Annotated in this window: 16 protein-coding genes; 7 read left to right on the top strand and 9 right to left on the bottom strand. The window is 57.7% G+C overall.

The features are described from left to right. Positions 1-11: 11 nt before the first annotated feature. Positions 12-284, bottom strand: coding sequence for a transposase (locus tag ABD796_RS08630; RefSeq protein ID WP_344905915.1), 273 nt, complete (start codon positions 282-284; stop codon positions 12-14). Between the two features lie 215 nt (positions 285-499). Between ABD796_RS08630 and ABD796_RS08625 the strand changes: the two genes are divergently transcribed. Both ABD796_RS08625 and ABD796_RS08620 read left to right on the top strand, forming a co-directional pair. Then, positions 500-2,005, top strand: a complete 1,506-nt coding sequence (locus ABD796_RS08625; protein ID WP_344905913.1) for a CAP-associated domain-containing protein — start codon at positions 500-502, stop codon at positions 2,003-2,005. A 428-nt stretch (positions 2,006-2,433) separates the two neighbouring features. Then, positions 2,434-3,816, top strand: a complete 1,383-nt coding sequence (locus tag ABD796_RS08620; RefSeq protein WP_344905910.1) for a glycine--tRNA ligase — start codon at positions 2,434-2,436, stop codon at positions 3,814-3,816. On the opposite strand, the gene ABD796_RS08615 is transcribed toward ABD796_RS08620, so the two are convergent. The 3 genes from ABD796_RS08615 to ABD796_RS08605 all read right to left on the bottom strand — a co-directional run bounded on the left by ABD796_RS08615 (position 3,791) and on the right by ABD796_RS08605 (position 7,117). Beyond that, positions 3,791-5,560, bottom strand: coding sequence for a stalk domain-containing protein (locus ABD796_RS08615; RefSeq protein WP_344905908.1), 1,770 nt, complete (start codon positions 5,558-5,560; stop codon positions 3,791-3,793). The two genes, ABD796_RS08620 and ABD796_RS08615, sit on opposite strands and share 26 nt — an antisense overlap. 65 nt (positions 5,561-5,625) lie before the next feature. After that, complete coding sequence (locus ABD796_RS08610) at positions 5,626-6,198, bottom strand: thymidine kinase (RefSeq protein ID WP_344905906.1); 573 nt, start codon at positions 6,196-6,198, stop codon at positions 5,626-5,628. A gap of 178 nt (positions 6,199-6,376) precedes the next feature. Next, complete coding sequence (locus ABD796_RS08605; protein WP_344905903.1) at positions 6,377-7,117, bottom strand: EcsC family protein; 741 nt, start codon at positions 7,115-7,117, stop codon at positions 6,377-6,379. Positions 7,118-7,305: 188 nt separating this feature from the next. On the opposite strand from ABD796_RS08605, the gene ABD796_RS08600 reads away from it, so the two are divergent. Continuing rightward, positions 7,306-7,707, top strand: a complete 402-nt coding sequence (locus ABD796_RS08600; protein ID WP_344905900.1) for a hypothetical protein — start codon at positions 7,306-7,308, stop codon at positions 7,705-7,707. A 79-nt stretch (positions 7,708-7,786) separates the two neighbouring features. Here ABD796_RS08600 and ABD796_RS08595 read toward each other — a convergent pair whose 3' ends face one another. From ABD796_RS08595 to ABD796_RS08585, 3 genes are read right to left on the bottom strand one after another with little or no spacing between them, the layout of a single operon-like run. After that, the gene (locus tag ABD796_RS08595; protein ID WP_344905898.1) at positions 7,787-8,533 is read right to left on the bottom strand and encodes an ABC transporter ATP-binding protein; all 747 of its coding nucleotides are present in this window, start codon (positions 8,531-8,533) and stop codon (positions 7,787-7,789) included. Position 8,534: 1 nt separating this feature from the next. Continuing rightward, positions 8,535-9,353, bottom strand: a complete 819-nt coding sequence (locus ABD796_RS08590) for an ABC transporter permease (RefSeq protein ID WP_344905895.1) — start codon at positions 9,351-9,353, stop codon at positions 8,535-8,537. Between the two features lie 22 nt (positions 9,354-9,375). Then, the gene (locus ABD796_RS08585; protein ID WP_344905893.1) at positions 9,376-10,461 is read right to left on the bottom strand and encodes an ABC transporter substrate-binding protein; all 1,086 of its coding nucleotides are present in this window, start codon (positions 10,459-10,461) and stop codon (positions 9,376-9,378) included. Between the two features lie 284 nt (positions 10,462-10,745). Here ABD796_RS08585 and ABD796_RS08580 point away from each other — a divergent pair, with 284 nt between their 5' ends. Then, a complete protein-coding gene (locus tag ABD796_RS08580; RefSeq protein WP_344905890.1) occupies positions 10,746-11,249 on the top strand; it encodes a ferritin in 504 nt (167 codons plus the stop codon). A gap of 71 nt (positions 11,250-11,320) precedes the next feature. Here ABD796_RS08580 and ABD796_RS08575 read toward each other — a convergent pair whose 3' ends face one another. Together ABD796_RS08575 and ABD796_RS08570 are read right to left on the bottom strand one after the other, a co-directional pair. Then, complete coding sequence (locus ABD796_RS08575; RefSeq protein WP_344905888.1) at positions 11,321-12,154, bottom strand: LysM peptidoglycan-binding domain-containing protein; 834 nt, start codon at positions 12,152-12,154, stop codon at positions 11,321-11,323. 97 nt (positions 12,155-12,251) lie between these two features. After that, positions 12,252-13,178, bottom strand: a complete 927-nt coding sequence (locus ABD796_RS08570; RefSeq protein WP_344905885.1) for a S66 peptidase family protein — start codon at positions 13,176-13,178, stop codon at positions 12,252-12,254. A 131-nt stretch (positions 13,179-13,309) separates the two neighbouring features. Between ABD796_RS08570 and ABD796_RS08565 the strand changes: the two genes are divergently transcribed. The 3 genes from ABD796_RS08565 to ABD796_RS08555 all read left to right on the top strand — a co-directional run. Next, positions 13,310-13,849 (top strand): RNA polymerase sigma factor, encoded by a 540-nt coding sequence (locus tag ABD796_RS08565; protein WP_344905883.1) that lies wholly within the window; start codon positions 13,310-13,312, stop codon positions 13,847-13,849. Further along, complete coding sequence (locus ABD796_RS08560) at positions 13,846-14,874, top strand: DUF4871 domain-containing protein (protein WP_344905880.1); 1,029 nt, start codon at positions 13,846-13,848, stop codon at positions 14,872-14,874. The genes ABD796_RS08565 and ABD796_RS08560 overlap by 4 nt, the downstream gene beginning before the upstream one ends. A gap of 69 nt (positions 14,875-14,943) precedes the next feature. Further along, positions 14,944-16,169, top strand: a 1,226-nt coding sequence (locus tag ABD796_RS08555; RefSeq protein WP_344905877.1) for a class I SAM-dependent methyltransferase, incomplete at its 3' end; no start/stop codon positions are given.

Here is a 16,169-nt window from a genome sequence, read left to right as displayed (position 1 = left end):
TTCGTTTTGCGTTATTTATCTCCGCGGTCGGTATGCTTGCGCGGGGAATTTTGACCGTCCTGCTCGTTTTTATCGGCGAGATTCAGATGGTCGTGCTCGGTCTCTCCGGTTAGGCTGTCCACATTGTAGCGGACCAACTGCCAGGAGGTGGTGCCCAATTGGGGATCGGCCGGAAACACGTCGCCTTTTTGCAGCAATTGCTCGCGGCCCCATTCGTTCGAATAGACACCCTGTACTTCGACAGGTTCGCCGGAGAGCGGGTTCATACGCTCGTGCTCGCTCAAGGATAAAGCCTCCTTCATGATTTCGCATTGGCGTTTTTCAGCCTTTTTGGCAACATCAGTATGCCCCGTTTCCGAAAAAACATGTTTCCGAGCCGCATCGAAACGCGAAGAGGTCACAAACGTCGAGAAGCGGTCGAGAGCGACAGGAAAATAAAGGAGTTCCGCAAGTTTTGTCGAAAATAAAAACGAAACGGATGCGAATAGGGGGATAATGAATGGGAATGCGCTGCAGATGGAGCCTGGTTCGCAAAAAGAGCTTACCGGTGCTGTTGGCGCCGGCGTTGGTCGTCGCGGCCTCATTCGGGGGTGTGGCAGCGCCAAATCACAATTGGGGGCCGATCTCGGCCATGGCGGCCGACGCTTCGCCGATATTGTCGGATATGGAAGGGCACTGGGGCAAAAATGCTGTCGAATGGGCGGTTGGCGAAGGGATTGTGAACGGTTTCGCCGACGGGACGTTCAAGCCGAATCAGCAGGTCAACGAAGCGGAGTTTCTGACGATGCTGCTTCGCGCTTACGTGGGATCGACCATCCCGGCCGCCAAGACCGGCGATGCTTGGTACGCCCCGTATTATGCGTTTGCCGCGGAGATGCACTGGCCCGTCAATCAAGGGAGCGCTTCGGCTGTCTATACGAGAGGGCAGGTAGCCCGTCTGCTGGCCGCCTCGCAAGGCAAGGAGCTGGGCGAGGCGGCCGCCGTGGCCTTTTTGCTCGACAACGCGATCGCACAGGGAAAGACAGCCAATACCGTAGCCGGCTTCGGTGCCGGGGATACGTTGACGCGCGCCGAGGCGGTGCAGTTTATCCGCAACATGAAGCAGAAGGTGAAGTTCGTCACCGGACTTGCGGCTCAGACCGGCGCCTTCGCGGTTCGCGGCATATCGATCGGGGATACGGCGGAGACCGTGCAAACCAAGCTGGGCGCGCCGTCTCGTCGTGACCCGAGCGAGTACGGCTTCGAATGGAGCATCTACAACGCGGATTATGCGCAATACGCGCAGATCGGCATCAAGGACGGCAAAGTAGTCGCTTTGTACACGAACAGTCCGGTGTGGACGGCGCGCGAAGCGGGGATCGGCGGAGCGGGCAAGACGTCGGCCGATGTGACCAAAGCGTATGGCAAGCCGCTCGACGCGTTGATTAAAGGGTCCTCGCGCTTCCTTCTGAACAACCCGGGCGTCGAGGACGGGGTGTACGAGATCGAGGGCGCTTACGTCACCTTTTTCTATGATACGCACGAGAACAACGCCCTGGAAGCAATTCAGATTATCGCCAAAGACGTCGAGCAGGCGCGAGCCGACTATTACCCGCCGGCCAGCGATGCCTTGCGTCAAGCGTTCGAGCGGGAAGTATTCGATCTGGCGAATGCGGCCCGGGTCAAGCGCGGGCTTACCGCCTTCTCTTGGGACGACGGTTCTGCCGCCGTGGCGCGCGGTCATAGCGGGGACATGGGAAAAACCGGCTACTTCGATCATACGAGTCCGGGCGGTCAACAGCTGAAGGACCGTTTCGAAGCGGCGGGAATCGCGTACAAGCTTGTCGGGGAAAATATTGCCGCCGGACAGCCGAACGCGATCACGGCTCATGCAGGCTGGCTCAATTCGCATACCGGGCATCGCAAAAGCTTGCTCGGCAACGCGACGCACTTGGGCGTCGGGGTATATTTCGGCGGCTCGCTGCATGTCTATTACACGCAAAACTTTTACACGCCGATGGAGTAAGAACGCACATTGCCAATTGCCTGGAAGTCGGGTACAATGAGGAACACATATCAAATTGGCGGCCATGAACGATGAATAGTACCTGCGCCACTTTCGCACCAGCGACCCGGGGACGGTGAAAGCCCGGGGGAAGACGCAGGGAAAAGGCAATCGGGAGCCGCATACGAACAAAGGGGGACGCGCGCGGGCAACCGCAGCGGTCCGGACGTTTCTTTGGCTGCCTTCCGAAGCCTAAGAATGGCCGGTTCAGCGCGTCAACTAGGGTGGAACCGCGGGTGCACGCAACAGCTCTCGTCCCTAGGCATAGTCATATGCCGTGGGAGAGGGCTATTTGTCATAGCCGGCTTTCCATGGCGCCATATTCCGATTGCGTACCGAACCCGCCGGAACAACCGGCAACGGGCGCAGGACAATGAGGAGCGAAGAACATGAGCGTCAACATGGAGCAAGTCGTAGCGCTGGCCAAGCATCGCGGTTTCGTATTTCCGGGCTCGGATATATACGGCGGGCTGGCGAATACGTGGGATTACGGCCCGCTTGGCGTCGAGCTGAAAAACAACGTCAAAAGGGCGTGGTGGAGCAAATTTATTCAACAATCGCCCTGGAACGTCGGTCTGGACGCGGCGATTTTGATGAACCCGCAAGCGTGGGTCGCTTCCGGTCATGTCGGCAATTTCAACGATCCGATGATCGACTGCAAGGTGTGCAAGGCGCGGCACCGCGCGGACAAACTGATCGAGAACGCTTTGTCGGCCAAAGGGATCGAGAAGGTTGCGGACGGCTTGTCGTTCGAAGAAATGCGCCAACTGATCGAAGCTCACAACATCGCTTGTCCCGATTGCGGCGGATTCGACTATACCGACATCCGGCAGTTCAACCTGATGTTCAAGACGTTTCAGGGTGTAACGGAATCCAGTTCCAATGCCATTTATTTGCGTCCGGAGACGGCCCAAGGCATATTCGTCAATTTCAAAAACGTGCAGCGCACCATGCGCAAAAAAATGCCGTTCGGCATCGGCCAAATCGGCAAAAGCTTCCGGAACGAAATTACGCCCGGCAACTTTACGTTTCGCACGCGCGAATTCGAGCAGATGGAGCTGGAGTTTTTCTGCAAGCCGGGCGAGGATCGGCGCTGGTTCGAGTATTGGCGTTCGTTCTGCTTCGAATGGCTGAAGGCGCTCCGCTTGAACGAAGCGAACATCCGCCTGAGGGACCACGCGGACGACGAGCTATCCCATTACAGTAGCGCCACGACGGACATCGAGTTCAAGTTTCCGTTCGGCTGGGGCGAGCTGTGGGGCATTGCCGACCGGACCGATTACGATTTGAAGCAGCATATGGAGCACTCCGGGGAAGATTTTCATTACATCGATCCGGAGTCGGGAGAGCGTTATGTGCCGTATTGCATCGAGCCTTCCCTAGGCGCGGATCGCGTGACGCTGGCGTTTCTGATCGATGCCTTCGAGGAACAGAAGCTGGAGGGCGACGACAGTCGTACCGTGCTGCACCTGCATCCGGCGCTCGCTCCGTACAAGGCCGCCGTATTTCCTTTATCCAAGAAGCTGTCCGACGGGGCGGGGCGCATATTCGCCGATCTGGCAAAGCATTTCCCGGTGGATTACGACGAGAGCGGCTCTATCGGGAAGCGGTATCGGCGGCATGACGAGATCGGCACCCCGTATTGCATCACCTACGATTTCGAATCCGAGCAGGACGGCCGGGTGACGGTCCGCGACCGCGACACGATGGAGCAGCAGCGGCTTCCGATTGCCGAATTGAAGCCGTTTATTGAGCGCAGCCTCGACTTTTAGAAAGGAATTGGAAAAAGCGTGCAAGGACAGGGGAGAAGTCTTCCGGAGTCCATGCACGCTTTTTTTGGCAGGCGGGTTCAAAGCCGTTCATCAATACGTAATCGTCACCGTACGCGTTGCTTCCGTATAATCGACCTTGGCGCCCAACACCTCCGATAGCAGACGGACGGGAACCATCGTGTTCTCGTCGATCAACCGGGCCGGGCTGTCTGTCGGGCGTCTCTCCATTTACTTCGATTTCGTCGCTTGTCGTGAACAAGGTGATCTTCAGCGAGCCTTTGGTGTAAATAGCCGCCCGCTTTGCGGCATCCCAGTCGACCTCGGCGCCCAGCGCGGCCGCAAGATCGCGGATGTACAAATACGAGGAGCCGTCCACAATAACCGGCTTCCGGTTCATTGGAAAGCCGATGCCGTCCACGGAATACCTGTCGGCGTCCAGCCCGAAGCTTGCCGTGCGCCGGATCGGCGCAGCCGAAACGTACTTGCTTTTATAATCGGCCGCATTCTGGTGCAGCTTCCGCTTACCCATCGATGAAGCGGGCTCCGTCGTGAATTCCCATTCCTTCACTTCCGTATTGCGGCTTCCGTCGGCTTGAACGACCTGCAAGGTCAGCATGACATGATAAGTCGTATCCGGCTGCAAAGGTTTGGCGGGCAGAAGCATCACCGTATTTGAGAGACTGTCGTCGTTGGCCGGCGTGTTGGAAAAAAACTCGATGGAACGTTTGCTGCCATCCGTAAAATCGGCGCTGAGCAGCTTCACTTCCTTGATGCCGTCGCCGAACAGCTCGGCCGTGATCGGGTATCCGACGGGATACGTTTTGCCGGTATGGATTCTAAGCGGGTCGGGCATCTCGTTGCCGTCGAATCCGGTCGGCACGTACCGGTCTCCCGAAGCCGGGGAGACGACCCATTGGGGCTTTTTGTCCGCCTGGATGCCGAATTCGATAATCGTATAATCACCTTCTTTGCCGGTGCCGACCTCGGTAACGTACGGATTGAGGAACGGGCTGCGGTGATAAGGCGCATCGAATAAGGAGTCGACCGCCTCCGCCACCGTTCCGAACGTCATCGCGGCGTCCTCGCCGACGCCGGACAAGTAGCCGAAATAGGCGGCCCGATCGCCAATCGTTCGGCCGAAGAAGCCGGGCAAGCCTTCTTTCTGCTCGTGCATGCTGGCGGTGCTTCCCTCGGACTGCTGGACTTTGTTGGCCTTTAAATAGCTGGCGTGCGCGGATGCGGCGGCGTTCAGCCGATCGGTAAAGATGACCGGGGGCAGCCCGTACAGAACGCGGTAATCGTTAATCGCGGCCAGAATTTCTTTTTGGTCGGCCGAAGGGGCTGCAAATTGCTTGAGGGCGTCCTTGGCGACCGTGAACGACCAAGACTTCTCGGCCGGCTCGTAGCCCGAATAAACGATCGACATCGTGACGTTGTAGACGCCCGGGGCCAAATCCTGATCCGGCGTGTAGACGAACCGTTCCTTGGCTTTGTCGTAAGTAACCGGCACGTTGCGGCCGTTCAGCGACATGGTATAACGCTCCGGGTCTACAGGCATGTCGGTGGTATAATCGAACAGAATGGTCGGTTTCGTCAAGCCGATGGTCCCGGTCGGGGACCCCTTGTAGCTGTAGGATAAGGCATGGGCTTGTCCGGCGGAAAGCGTCATGCCGGCGCAAGTCAGCACAAGCGTCAGCAGGAGCAGAATAAGCCGTCTTGCAGGTCTTCTTTCGATTGCAGTCAAAGCTGAGTCCCTCTTTTCTGTCGGCATGGCCGTTGCCGTTGGTTTATGTTCTCTTGCGAATCGAATCAGCGGGCTTGCTTGCGCGCAAGACCGTAGCATTTGCGACATACCGGCAAATAGCTTTCGTTGCCGCCGATCATAATCTGCTCGCCCTCGAAGACGGGGACGCCGTCCTTGCAGCGCATATTCATCGTCGCCTTGCTTTGGCAGTGCCAGCATACCGTCTTGACTTCCTCGATCTTGTCCGCCAGTGCCATCAGGTGGTAGCTGCCTTCGAACAGCTTGCCTTGAAAATCGGCCCTCAGCCCGTAGGCGATGACGGGAATATCCAGTTCATCCACGATATCGCACAAAGCCTTCACTTGGCCTTCGTTCAAAAATTGGGCTTCGTCGACAAGAATACAGTTCGGCCGTTCCCGCTCGGCGAGCTTGAACATGTCCAGCTTCGCCGTAATCACGACGGCTTCCTTCCGGATGCCGATGCGGGAGGTGATCGAGCCGGAGCCGTACCGGTCATCGATAGCCGGGGTGAATAGCAGCACCTGCTTGCCTTGCTCTTCGTAATTGTGGGCGGTCCGGAGCACCTCGATCGATTTGCCGCTGTTCATCGCGCCGTACCGAAAATACAATTTTGCCAATATTCCGCAATCCCTTCTATCCGTAATGGTCTATACCAGCATAGCGGATATTGCGGCGTATGGGTAGGGGGTAGCCGCCCAAACGGGCGGTTTCCCTGGCATTTCCAGCCAAGCGCCATCACGAAGCTTGTGCCCGAAAATGCCGGAGAACGCGGCGGACGAAGGGGCGGTTCAAGTGCTAACCGAGAGTCAGCAAACGCAGACGGAACGACTGGGTGGCCGCTTCGCCAAGCTCCTCCAGCAGGCCGTAATTGGCCCATGCCCCGACAATGGCGCCGATGCCGGGGAGCAGCTGCAGTAATTTGCGCAAATCGATGGCGTCGCGATATTCCTGCTGGAGCTTGGTCCAGTCCATCGCATGCAGAGCTTGCTCGCCGGCGGGGTACTGCATGGATACGGCATCCCAATCCCGTATGACCGCGTACACCTGGGTTTTGTGCTCATGTCCGGAGAAAGCGAGCTGGAACACGTAGAGCAGGAACAACCGCTCGCGATAATCTCTGGTAGAGAAGCCGTACAGATGAGCCAGCTCGAACAGCAGTTTCATTTTGATGGCGATCAGCGCGGGGAAATCGACGAGACCGAGAACGAAGCCCCCGGCCCCCGTGCCGGCACCTTCCGCGGCGGCGATCTTTTTGTACGTATTGATGGCCGCGGCGGCCAGCTCATCCCGCTCACGCAAGGACAGGCCGACTCGGGGAAGGCTCTGCGGCACGTATTCGAGCGTGAACAGAACGGTATGAAAAATGCTTTTGACCGCCGCTGTCAGGGCGCTGTGCACTTTGGCGGGAATGACTTCGTTGATTTTCGTCTGGACATTTTTCGACGTGCGTCCGAACAGGCCCGGCGGTTTCAATATTTTTCGTTCCCAGGCGGCCAAGTCGCGGCGAATGGATTGCTCGTAGGAAAGGTCGCTCATAGGCATTGCCTCGCTTTCATGTTCTTCTATATCCATACGCAGCAGAGCGGCAAAGGTCGCATCGGAGCGTGCGGAACGAAGGAAAAGGTGGGAAAAACAGGTATTGACTTTTGCCCGGCGGAGCAGGAAACTAATAGGTACGATGCCACTAGAGATTGATTCGGGGTCAAAGGGAGAGACGGTTCGTTTTGCGCAATTCATTGCTTAGCCAGGAAGAACTGAACCTGCTGCTATCGTCCAAGCCCGGGGAAGAGCCGGAGGAGCCGGTAACAGCGGCACGCCTTAGAAGGAACAAGTCTTCGGAGCTCGAGCGCATCGAGCGGCTGGAGGCAGCCCTGTCCGAGACGTTAAAACGCATTGCCTTTCTTGAAGACCAACTTTCGGTCCGGCAGTCCGCGGCCGCGCTTTCCGCAGCGGAGCCGGCCGAGAGCCCCAAAGCGTCAGAGCCGCGAAGAGCCGGGGACTCTGCGGCAATTCACCGCAAGCCGGTTCAGGAGCAGCGGTCCGTGCCCCCTTCCGTACGACCTGAGCCTTTATCCCGGGTCGATACGTACAAGAGGGGAAAGCGGTGGTGGAGGTTTCATCAATAAAGCTCGCCTGACAGGTCCTGGGGGACGCCGTCGGCGAGCTTTTTTTATTGCCGGATATGATTTAAGGTCTGACTTTGTACTAAATCGTGTACGTTCCGATATCGAGATGGTCCATAATATGCTCGCGCAGCTTGACGAATTCCGCGCTGTTGCGGTTGCGCGGGCGCTCCATGCCGGCTTGCACCTTGGTAATGATGCGTCCCGGACGCGGGCTCATGACATAGATCGTATCGGCCAAATAGACGGCTTCGTCGATGTCGTGGGTGATGAGCAGCACTGTTTTGCCGGAACCGCGCCACAGCTTGATCAGCTCGTTCTGCATCGTCAGCCGGGTGATGGCGTCGAGCGCGCCGTAGGGCTCGTCCAGGAGCAATACCTCCGGGTTCATGACGAGCGCGCGAGCGATGGAGGCACGCTGCTTCATGCCGCCGGACAGCTGCGCCGGATAGTAGCGTTGGAAGCCGCTTAAGCCGACCTTCTCCAGCACCTCGTCGACGCGCTGACGCCGTTCCTTGCCGGCCACGCCCGCCAGCTCCAGGCCGAAACCGACATTATCGGCTACCGTGCGCCAAGGGTACAGGGCGTGCTCCTGGAAAATAAGCACGCGCTGCGAATCGGGCTTGCCGATCGGACTGCCGTTCGCCGTAACCGCGCCCTCCGTCGGCTTGTCCAGGCCGGCGATCATGCGCAGCACGGTGCTTTTGCCGCAGCCGGACGGCCCGACGATCGCGGCGAACTCGCCCTTCTCGATCGTAAAATCGATATCGGACAAAACCTCAAGCTGCCCGAACCGTTTGGTCACATGCTCAATGCGTATAGTCTGCATCTTATTGGTCGCCCCCCATCACATAGCGGTATCGCAGCAGGCGGCGTTTCAGCTTCTCCAGCACGAAATGGTCGAGTATCGCCGCTATGGTGCCGATGACCACGATGCTCATCAGGACGCCTGCCATGTCGGCGACTTCGCCGCGCCATCTGGAGAAGTAACCGAGGCCGGATGTTGCTCCGCCGACCATTTCAGCGGCGATCAGGGAGCGCCAGGCGTTGCCGAACGCCACTTGGGCGCCGGTAATGAACGCCGGGAACGATTCCGGGGCGAACACTTTGGTCAACTGCTGCCGCTTGGAGGCTCCGAATACGCGGGCCAGCTCCAGATGCGTCCGGTTGACGCCTTCCGTCGCGTTCAGCACGGAGAGCGCCATCGGGAAGAAGCTGGCAATTGTAATAACGGTCACGATGGTGGCATTGCCGAAGCCGAGCAGGATCACGAAGAAGGGTACCCACGTTATCGGCGGTATCGACTGCAGAATCGATATGAGGCTGCGCAAATAGACGGCAAAGCTGCGCGACACGCCTGCGATCAAGCCGAGCACGGCCCCGAGCGCGCAGGCGAGCGGGTAGCCGAGGGCGAGCCGAACGAGGCTGTCCTTGACGCCTCCCATAAAATCGGCATCCGAGAAGCTGCGGAACAATCGTCCGAGCACTTCGAGCACGCCGGGGAGCAGGAACGGTTTGTTGAGAATCCACGAGTACACTTGCCAAATGGCAAGAAGGCTGCCTATCGCAGCGAGATAAGGCAGCATCTTGCGTATGGAGAAGCTGTTCGGTTTCGTGGATCGTTTCGGTTTATCGGTCGTCGAGTTCACCGTGCGTTCTCCTTACTGGTCTTTATTTTTTGGCTTGCTGTTGTTTCTGCCAGGTCAGGTCGATAATTTCTTCGACTTTGACCGGTTTGTCGAGCGCTTTTTGGTCAATCATAATATCGGCGATTTCCTGCATCCGTTTCACTTGATCCGGCGTAATTTCCCAGTTGAACGTTTGCGAGGCGATCGAATCCTTGATAACCGATGTGGCTTTGACTTCGCCGTTTTGCGTTTTGAACGAATCGCCTTGGATAAACCGGGCCGTAATGTATTCGGCGGATTTTTGCGGGTCTTTTTGCAGCAGCTCGATCGCTTCTTTCTGCGCGTCAAGCATCCGATTGACCGCTTCGCGATCCTTTTTCAGGATATCGTCAGTAGCGATGACGACCATGCACGGGAACGGCCATACTTTGCCGATCTCGTAAATTTGCGTGACCGGGGACGTAAGCTGGGCCATGCGCGAGTATGGCTCGAAGACGAATGCGGCGTCTACGGCGCCGCCGGCCAGCGATTGAATGGCTTGAGCCGGTTCGGCGTATACCATCTGCACATCCTTGTTGGTCAGCTTTGCTTGGGCGAACGTAACGCCGTTCAACACGATGTCCGCGGTGCTGCCTTGCTTCTGGGAAGCCAGCTTCTTGCCTTTCAAATCTTCGACGGTTTTGATGCCGCTGTCGTTGCGCACGATCAGGCTGTGGAAGCCGAGCTGCGCCCCGCCGACGACCTTCAGTCCGGCGCCCTTGGCCGTCCAGGCAACCGCGTTGGAGAAACCGAGCACGCCCGCGTCCACCTGATTGCCGACCATCGCTTTAATCAGATCGGTGCCGCTTTCGAAAGGCTGGAGCTTGACGTTCAGCCCGTGCTTTTCGTATAGTTTGGCATCGTAGGCAAGCATCGCTTGCGCATCGTCCATAACGTTCAAATAACCGACCGTAAGCGACTTCGTATCTTTTTTCTCTACAGCCGGTTTTGTCGGTTCGGGTGTGCCGCTTGCGCCTTGTTTGGCGCCGTTGCCGCCGCCGCACGCCGTAGCCACCAGCATCATGGCAGCGATTGCCGTTACTGCCAGAAATCGAGCGGACTTGGCTTTTTTGGAAAATCGTTGAAGCATAGTTCGTTCATCCCCCTATAGGAAGTAATTCCTACTATTTTAATAGGTTTTATTATAGAAATATCCGGCCTATCCGTCAAGAACAATTTTCTAAAAAAGCCGCCGTTTCCGACAAAATGCGGAGCGATACGGTTAGGGCGGTTTCCGCCAATTCGGCTGTCGACGGTCGAACGGGAGCGAGGCTTGCCGGAATGCATTGAAACATGTCTAATTTTACCGATATAATGGAGAAGCACGGCAAGATCGACCGCCATCCAATTGAGAACAGAGGAGCTGTGAACGCTATGTTGAGCGAAGCGCTGCTGGACAAGCTGAACGATCAGATGAACTACGAGTTTTATTCTTCCCAGGTTTACCTGGCTATGGCCGGCTACTGCTCGGCAGAGAGCTTTGACGGCTTCGCGAACTTCTTCATCGTGCAAGCGGAGGAAGAGAAGTTTCACGCCATGAAAATATTTCATTTCATTAACACGCTCGGTAGACGGGCCGTCGTCAGCGGCATGAAGAACCCGTTAAACGAATACGGCTCGCTGCTCGATGCGTTCGAGCAAGCGTACGAGCATGAGCAAACCGTTACCCGGCGCATTTACGATCTGTCCGATATCGCCTGGAACGAGCGCGAGCATGCAACGATCAACTTCCTGAAATGGTTCATTGACGAACAAGTCGAGGAAGAGGCGACGTTCGACAGCATCATTCAGAAGCTGCGCCGCATCGACAACGACAGCAACGCCTTCTATATGCTGGACGCGGAGCTCGGAAAGCGGACGTTTACGCCGGAGGCATAACGATAACGGCATGGCAAAAAAAGAGGCTTTCGCACATCCCTTTCGGGGGCGCGAAGCCTCTTTTTGTCGATTTATGGCCGGGACTGCTCCCACCAAGTTAAGTAGGGGAACGGATCGACAGTCGTCCAGGTTCCGGCCGTTTTGTATATGCCGAAATGCAGATGCGTGTCGAACAAGCCCTCGGTGCCTTCCGGACCGTACCCGGTATTGCCGACGTAGCCGATCAATTGGCCCTGCTTGACAGTGCCGCCTTTGGCGATTCCTTCGGCATAGCCGGACAGATGCGCATAGTAGAAGGCGGTCGAGTCGTCGGTTTGCACGGTCAACCGCCATCCGCCGTACTGGTTCCAGCCGTAATTGACGATCGTGCCGTCAAGCACGCTGTAGACGGGAGTTCCTTTGGGGGCAAAAATATCGACCCCTTCGTGGGGACGGATTTCGTCGCCGTTCGGCGACCATGTTCGCGTTTCCGCATAGTTGTTCGTATAAGGCGTATAAGTACCGGCATTCAAAGGAAAGGTTCCGTTCGCGAACGCCGCGGGCCGGGACGGGATGTGAAGCCGGTCGCCGACATTCAGCACATCGGGATTGGCGATATGGGTATTGGCATGGATCAGGGCGGAGGTAGATACACCGAAACGGAGCGAGAGCTTCCAGAACGTATCGCCCGGCTGTACGGTATAGTCCCGGGGATCTTCAGGCAGTTGGATCGTCTGTCCGGCGTATAGCATGTCCGTGATGGACGGATTCAGATCGTACAGCTGCTGCACCGAGGCGCTGTTAGCGGTTGCTATTTTCCATAGCGTATCGCCTTCCTTGACGGTATAGGCTGCGGCTTGGACAGTCGGTCCGACCAGCGTCAAGCCCAGCAGCGAGCCGGCCAGTGCGCTTAAAGCTTTATTCATGAGGGGAATACACTCCTTCCAAGACGGATTACCTTCCATCTTAAAGGAAAAAGCCGGCCGATTTATAGTTGTAAGTATTGCCAATCGGCCCGGACATTCAGCGGGGAGCTACGGTCGGCTCCAGCACGGTGAGCGTATTCTCCGTGGTGTTCAGGTTTACGAGAGCGCCTATCGGCAGAGCCGCCTTGAATTTGCCGTGGGCGGTCGCGAGGCCGGCCATAAGCGGTTTGCCGAGAGGCATCAGCACGTCGCGGATCAAGTCCGCATACGTCTGCCCATAGGCGGACGGACAGGCTGTGCATTGGCCCATCACAATGCCGAGGCAGTCGTTGAACTTGCCCGCCAGCTTCAGTCGGTTCAGCATCCGGTACACTTTGTTGATCGGCTCGTGCGTCTCTTCCAGCAGCAGAATGCGTCCCCGGGTGGAAATATCGTACGGGGTTCCGAGCGTATCGGAGAAGGAGGTTAGATTGCCTCCGACGAGCGTCCCGGTCACGTTGCCGGGAACGAGGCTGATCAACGGCACATCCGGAGGATTTTGGATGACTCTGGGCGCGGTTAGCGTCGCGGTTGCCGTAAAGAACTGCTCGAAATCGTAAGACGGAGTGTCTTTGTTGAAATTGAGCAGCATCAGGCTTTGCAAGCTGATCAATCCGGAAATCTGGTACAACGCGTTCAGCAGCACCGTCACATCGCTGTAACCGGATAGGAGCTTCGGGTTGCGGGAAATCAGGGCGTAATCGAGATAAGGCAGTATGCCGGAAACGCCGACTCCGCCGCGCGTCGGCAAAATAAGCCGCACGCTCGGATTGCGGAACATGTCCATCAAGTCGGCAGCCCGCTCCTGATCGCTTCCGGCGAGAAAACCGGTCGAATCGTACACATGGCGGCCGAGCAGTACGTTGAAGCCGAAGCTTTGCAGCCCGGCTACGCCGGTATCGATCGTTTGCGCGTCGAGCGGGCTGCCGAGCGTGACGACGCCGACGGTATCGCCTTGCTGCAGAATGGGCGGACGGATGGCCATGGCGACTCCCCCTATAGGAATGGTGCAGTACGGTATACGTTATGCCACACGGCCTTGTTTTAGAAGATTCGTCCGCCCGCGGGAACTTTGCCGCCCTTAGCGGTGTCTATTGGAAGAGAGGGGAGCTGGATGTGGACGATCAATACTTGCGGCACATCGTGCAGAGCGGGGACCCCGAGACGCTGCTCGCCGATCTGATGCGCATGTACGGGGACGACGTATGGAACTACGCCCGTTTCCTGACCGGCCGACCCGATGCGGCGGAAGATATCGCCCAAGACGTATTTTGGAAAGCGTACCGTTCTTTGCCGTCGTTTCGCGGGGAGTGTCCGGTGAAAAACTGGCTGCTCGGTATAACGAGACGAACCTCCTTGAACTATTTGCGCTCCAGCTTCGTTCGCCGGGTGACGCTCATCGGGCTGCTTGCCCCCAAAGGAGCGGTGCCCTCCGCGGAGCAGGAGGCGATGGAGAGGCAGTCCGTCAACGAAATCTGGTTGGCCGTTCTTGCTCTTCCGGGCAAATACCGCGAAGTTCTTATTCTGGAGGCGCATTACGGTTTGACGTATCGGGAGATGGCGGAACTGCTGGGCGTGTCCGAGGGAACCGTAAAATCGCGGCTGCACCGAGCCCGGGCCAAGGCGGAACGGATATGGAAGGAGAGGGGATCATGACGAACAACGGGGAGCGGAACAAGCCATCCGCCGCACAAAGCAGCCTTAGCGGGAGAGCCGGAGGAGAGGGGCAGCCCTCCTGGTATGACGGGCTTCGGCATTCGCCCTTTCCTGACGGGGGCATGAGCGAGAAGGCGCGCCGGCAAGTAATCGGACGTCTGTATGGCCGCCGTTCCATACCGGTGCTCGGGCAGGCTGCGGCTCTATTGACCTTATTGGTGCTGGTATCGTCGATACTGGTGTGGAACCGGGAGGAGATAGGGGGGATTATCAACGGTAAAAGACAAATAGAAAATGGGAATGAAAGGAATACACGTAACCTTTACACGATTGGCAACGTCAAATTAATGGAGGCACTCCCCGGGGGGGATTATGCCGCGGGCGCGTCTGCCGGATGCTGGTGGAACTTTTACACACCGTTCGACCGGCTGCAGGATCGTACGATTCGTATCGAGGGGGTGCATCGCGAAACCGGATATCGCATTACCGAGCTGGCCGAGACGAAAGTGTCCGAGGTTGGGAAAGCCTATGACTCCTTGTCGGAGAAAGGGAACGAGAGCGGGATGACGCGGATTTCTACCCGTTTTGCTTTGCCGGTGTCGGGAATTTGGAGCTTCTACGTTTACATGGACGGGGAGCGTTATGCCGATGTCGTCTTCGACGTCCCCGATCCGGTATGGAAGGTCAGCCCGTCGTTCCGCAGCGGCGCATACGAGATGCTCGGCATACCGCAGCGGATTGGCCTGATCGACGCTGGCGGCTTTATAGCCGGGAAGTCGAACAAATACATGTGGCATGTATGGGGGAATCCGGAGGAGCTGCAGGGCGAATTTACTGTGCAGGCCGTTCGTCAAGGCTCCGACCGGATGATCCCTTTGTTCTCAGCCGACGGGCTCGGCTCGGCCTTGAACGGGGCGGACGCAGCCATCCCGTCGATGTTGACGCTGCCGGAACCGGGAATGTGGCGGCTGATGGCGTTTATCGGCGGAAGGCTGGAAGGCAGCGTCGTCGTGGACGTGCAGTAGCCATCCGTTATGAAGTATAATGAGTCCCATAGCAAAAGACCCGCTTCGGGCGGCATGGGGGAATGAACGATGGCATCGTTAACGGAAGTATTGCGAGAGGCAGTAGCTGCGGGCGTATGGACGCAGGCCGTACTCAGCCAGCCGCGCAAAGGCAGCGGGGCGGTTGCCGATAAGGTGAAGATCAAGCCGGTGCTTTTGAAGAACGGTCTGCACTATCAGTTCTCGCATTATACCGGAACGAAGGTGCTGCACGAGAACGTAGCGCCGGAACAAGCGGCCGGACGCGCCGAAGAGCTGCTGCTGTCGCTTTACAAGCAGGGGCTGCTGCAGACGAGCGATGCGGACTATCATATCCTGTTCAATAAACAGGGCGAAGCGGCCGTGCTGAAGAAGAAGCCGACGCGCCCGAGCGTGGAGCTGGCCCATAACCGCAAAAAGCGGCATGTGCTGGAGGAGGGAACCGCGGTTCCGTTTCTGGTCGAGCTTGGCGTCATGAACGCCCAGGGCAAAGTGCTGGCGGCCAAATACGACAAGTTCCGGCAAATTAACCGCTTCTTGGAGATGATCGACGATATCGTACCGTACTTGCCGCAAAGCCGCACGGTGCGCATCGTCGACTTCGGGTGCGGAAAATCGTATTTGACGTTCGCCCTGTATTATTATTTGCGCGAGAGGCGCGGGCTCGATCTGCATGTCGTCGGACTGGATCTGAAGCAGGACGTGATCAGCCATTGCAACGATCTCGCCGAGCGGTTGGGCTACGGCCGGCTGAGCTTCAAGGTCGGCGATATTAGCCGCTACGATGAGACGGACGAAGCCGATATGGTGGTCACCCTGCACGCTTGCGATACGGCGACCGATGCGGCGCTCGAGAAGGCGGTGCGCTGGAACGCACAGGTTATCCTATCGGTCCCGTGCTGCCAGCACGAGCTGTTCGGGCAAGTCCGCAACGACGCCTTGTCGCCGCTGTTGGCGCACGGCATCCTCAAGGAACGGTTCGCTTCTCTCGTCACCGACGCGGCGCGCGCCCAACTGCTGGAGCTGCTAGGCTATCGGACGCAGGTGCTGGAATTTATCGATATGGAGCATACGCCCAAAAATTTGCTGATCCGCGCCGTCAAGGAAAACGGGCAAGAGGCAAAGAGGCAGTCGGAGGACGAACGGAACGGCCCGGCGGCCGACGCGAAGGCCGTACGTGCGGCAGCCGAAGCTTATCGCACTTTTGCCGGCTCGCTCGGTATTGCGCCTTATCTGGAAAGGGCTCTAGCGGACAAGCTGGCGCCGCTGCTCGGCAG

This window comes from Paenibacillus hodogayensis, assembly GCF_039536325.1.
Lineage (GTDB): Bacteria > Bacillota > Bacilli > Paenibacillales > NBRC-103111 > Paenibacillus_AB > Paenibacillus_AB hodogayensis.
Note: the sequence above shows the minus strand (reverse complement) of the source record. Positions and strands in the feature narration are given on the sequence as shown.

Bases quoted from the DNA above. Each gene is read 5' to 3' on its own strand.
- ABD796_RS08625 (WP_344905913.1), top strand. From the start codon at position 500: ATGGGAATGCGCTGCAGATGGAGCCTGGTTCGCAAAAAGAGCTTACCG.
- ABD796_RS08620 (WP_344905910.1), top strand. From the start codon at position 2,434: ATGAGCGTCAACATGGAGCAAGTCGTAGCGCTGGCCAAGCATCGCGGT.
- ABD796_RS08605 (WP_344905903.1), bottom strand. From the start codon at position 7,117: ATGAGCGACCTTTCCTACGAGCAATCCATTCGCCGCGACTTGGCCGCC.
- ABD796_RS08595 (WP_344905898.1), bottom strand. From the start codon at position 8,533: ATGCAGACTATACGCATTGAGCATGTGACCAAACGGTTCGGGCAGCTT.
- ABD796_RS08585 (WP_344905893.1), bottom strand. From the start codon at position 10,461: ATGCTTCAACGATTTTCCAAAAAAGCCAAGTCCGCTCGATTTCTGGCA.
- ABD796_RS08580 (WP_344905890.1), top strand. From the start codon at position 10,746: ATGTTGAGCGAAGCGCTGCTGGACAAGCTGAACGATCAGATGAACTAC.
- ABD796_RS08575 (WP_344905888.1), bottom strand. From the start codon at position 12,154: ATGAATAAAGCTTTAAGCGCACTGGCCGGCTCGCTGCTGGGCTTGACG.
- ABD796_RS08570 (WP_344905885.1), bottom strand. From the start codon at position 13,178: ATGGCCATCCGTCCGCCCATTCTGCAGCAAGGCGATACCGTCGGCGTC.
- ABD796_RS08560 (WP_344905880.1), top strand. From the start codon at position 13,846: ATGACGAACAACGGGGAGCGGAACAAGCCATCCGCCGCACAAAGCAGC.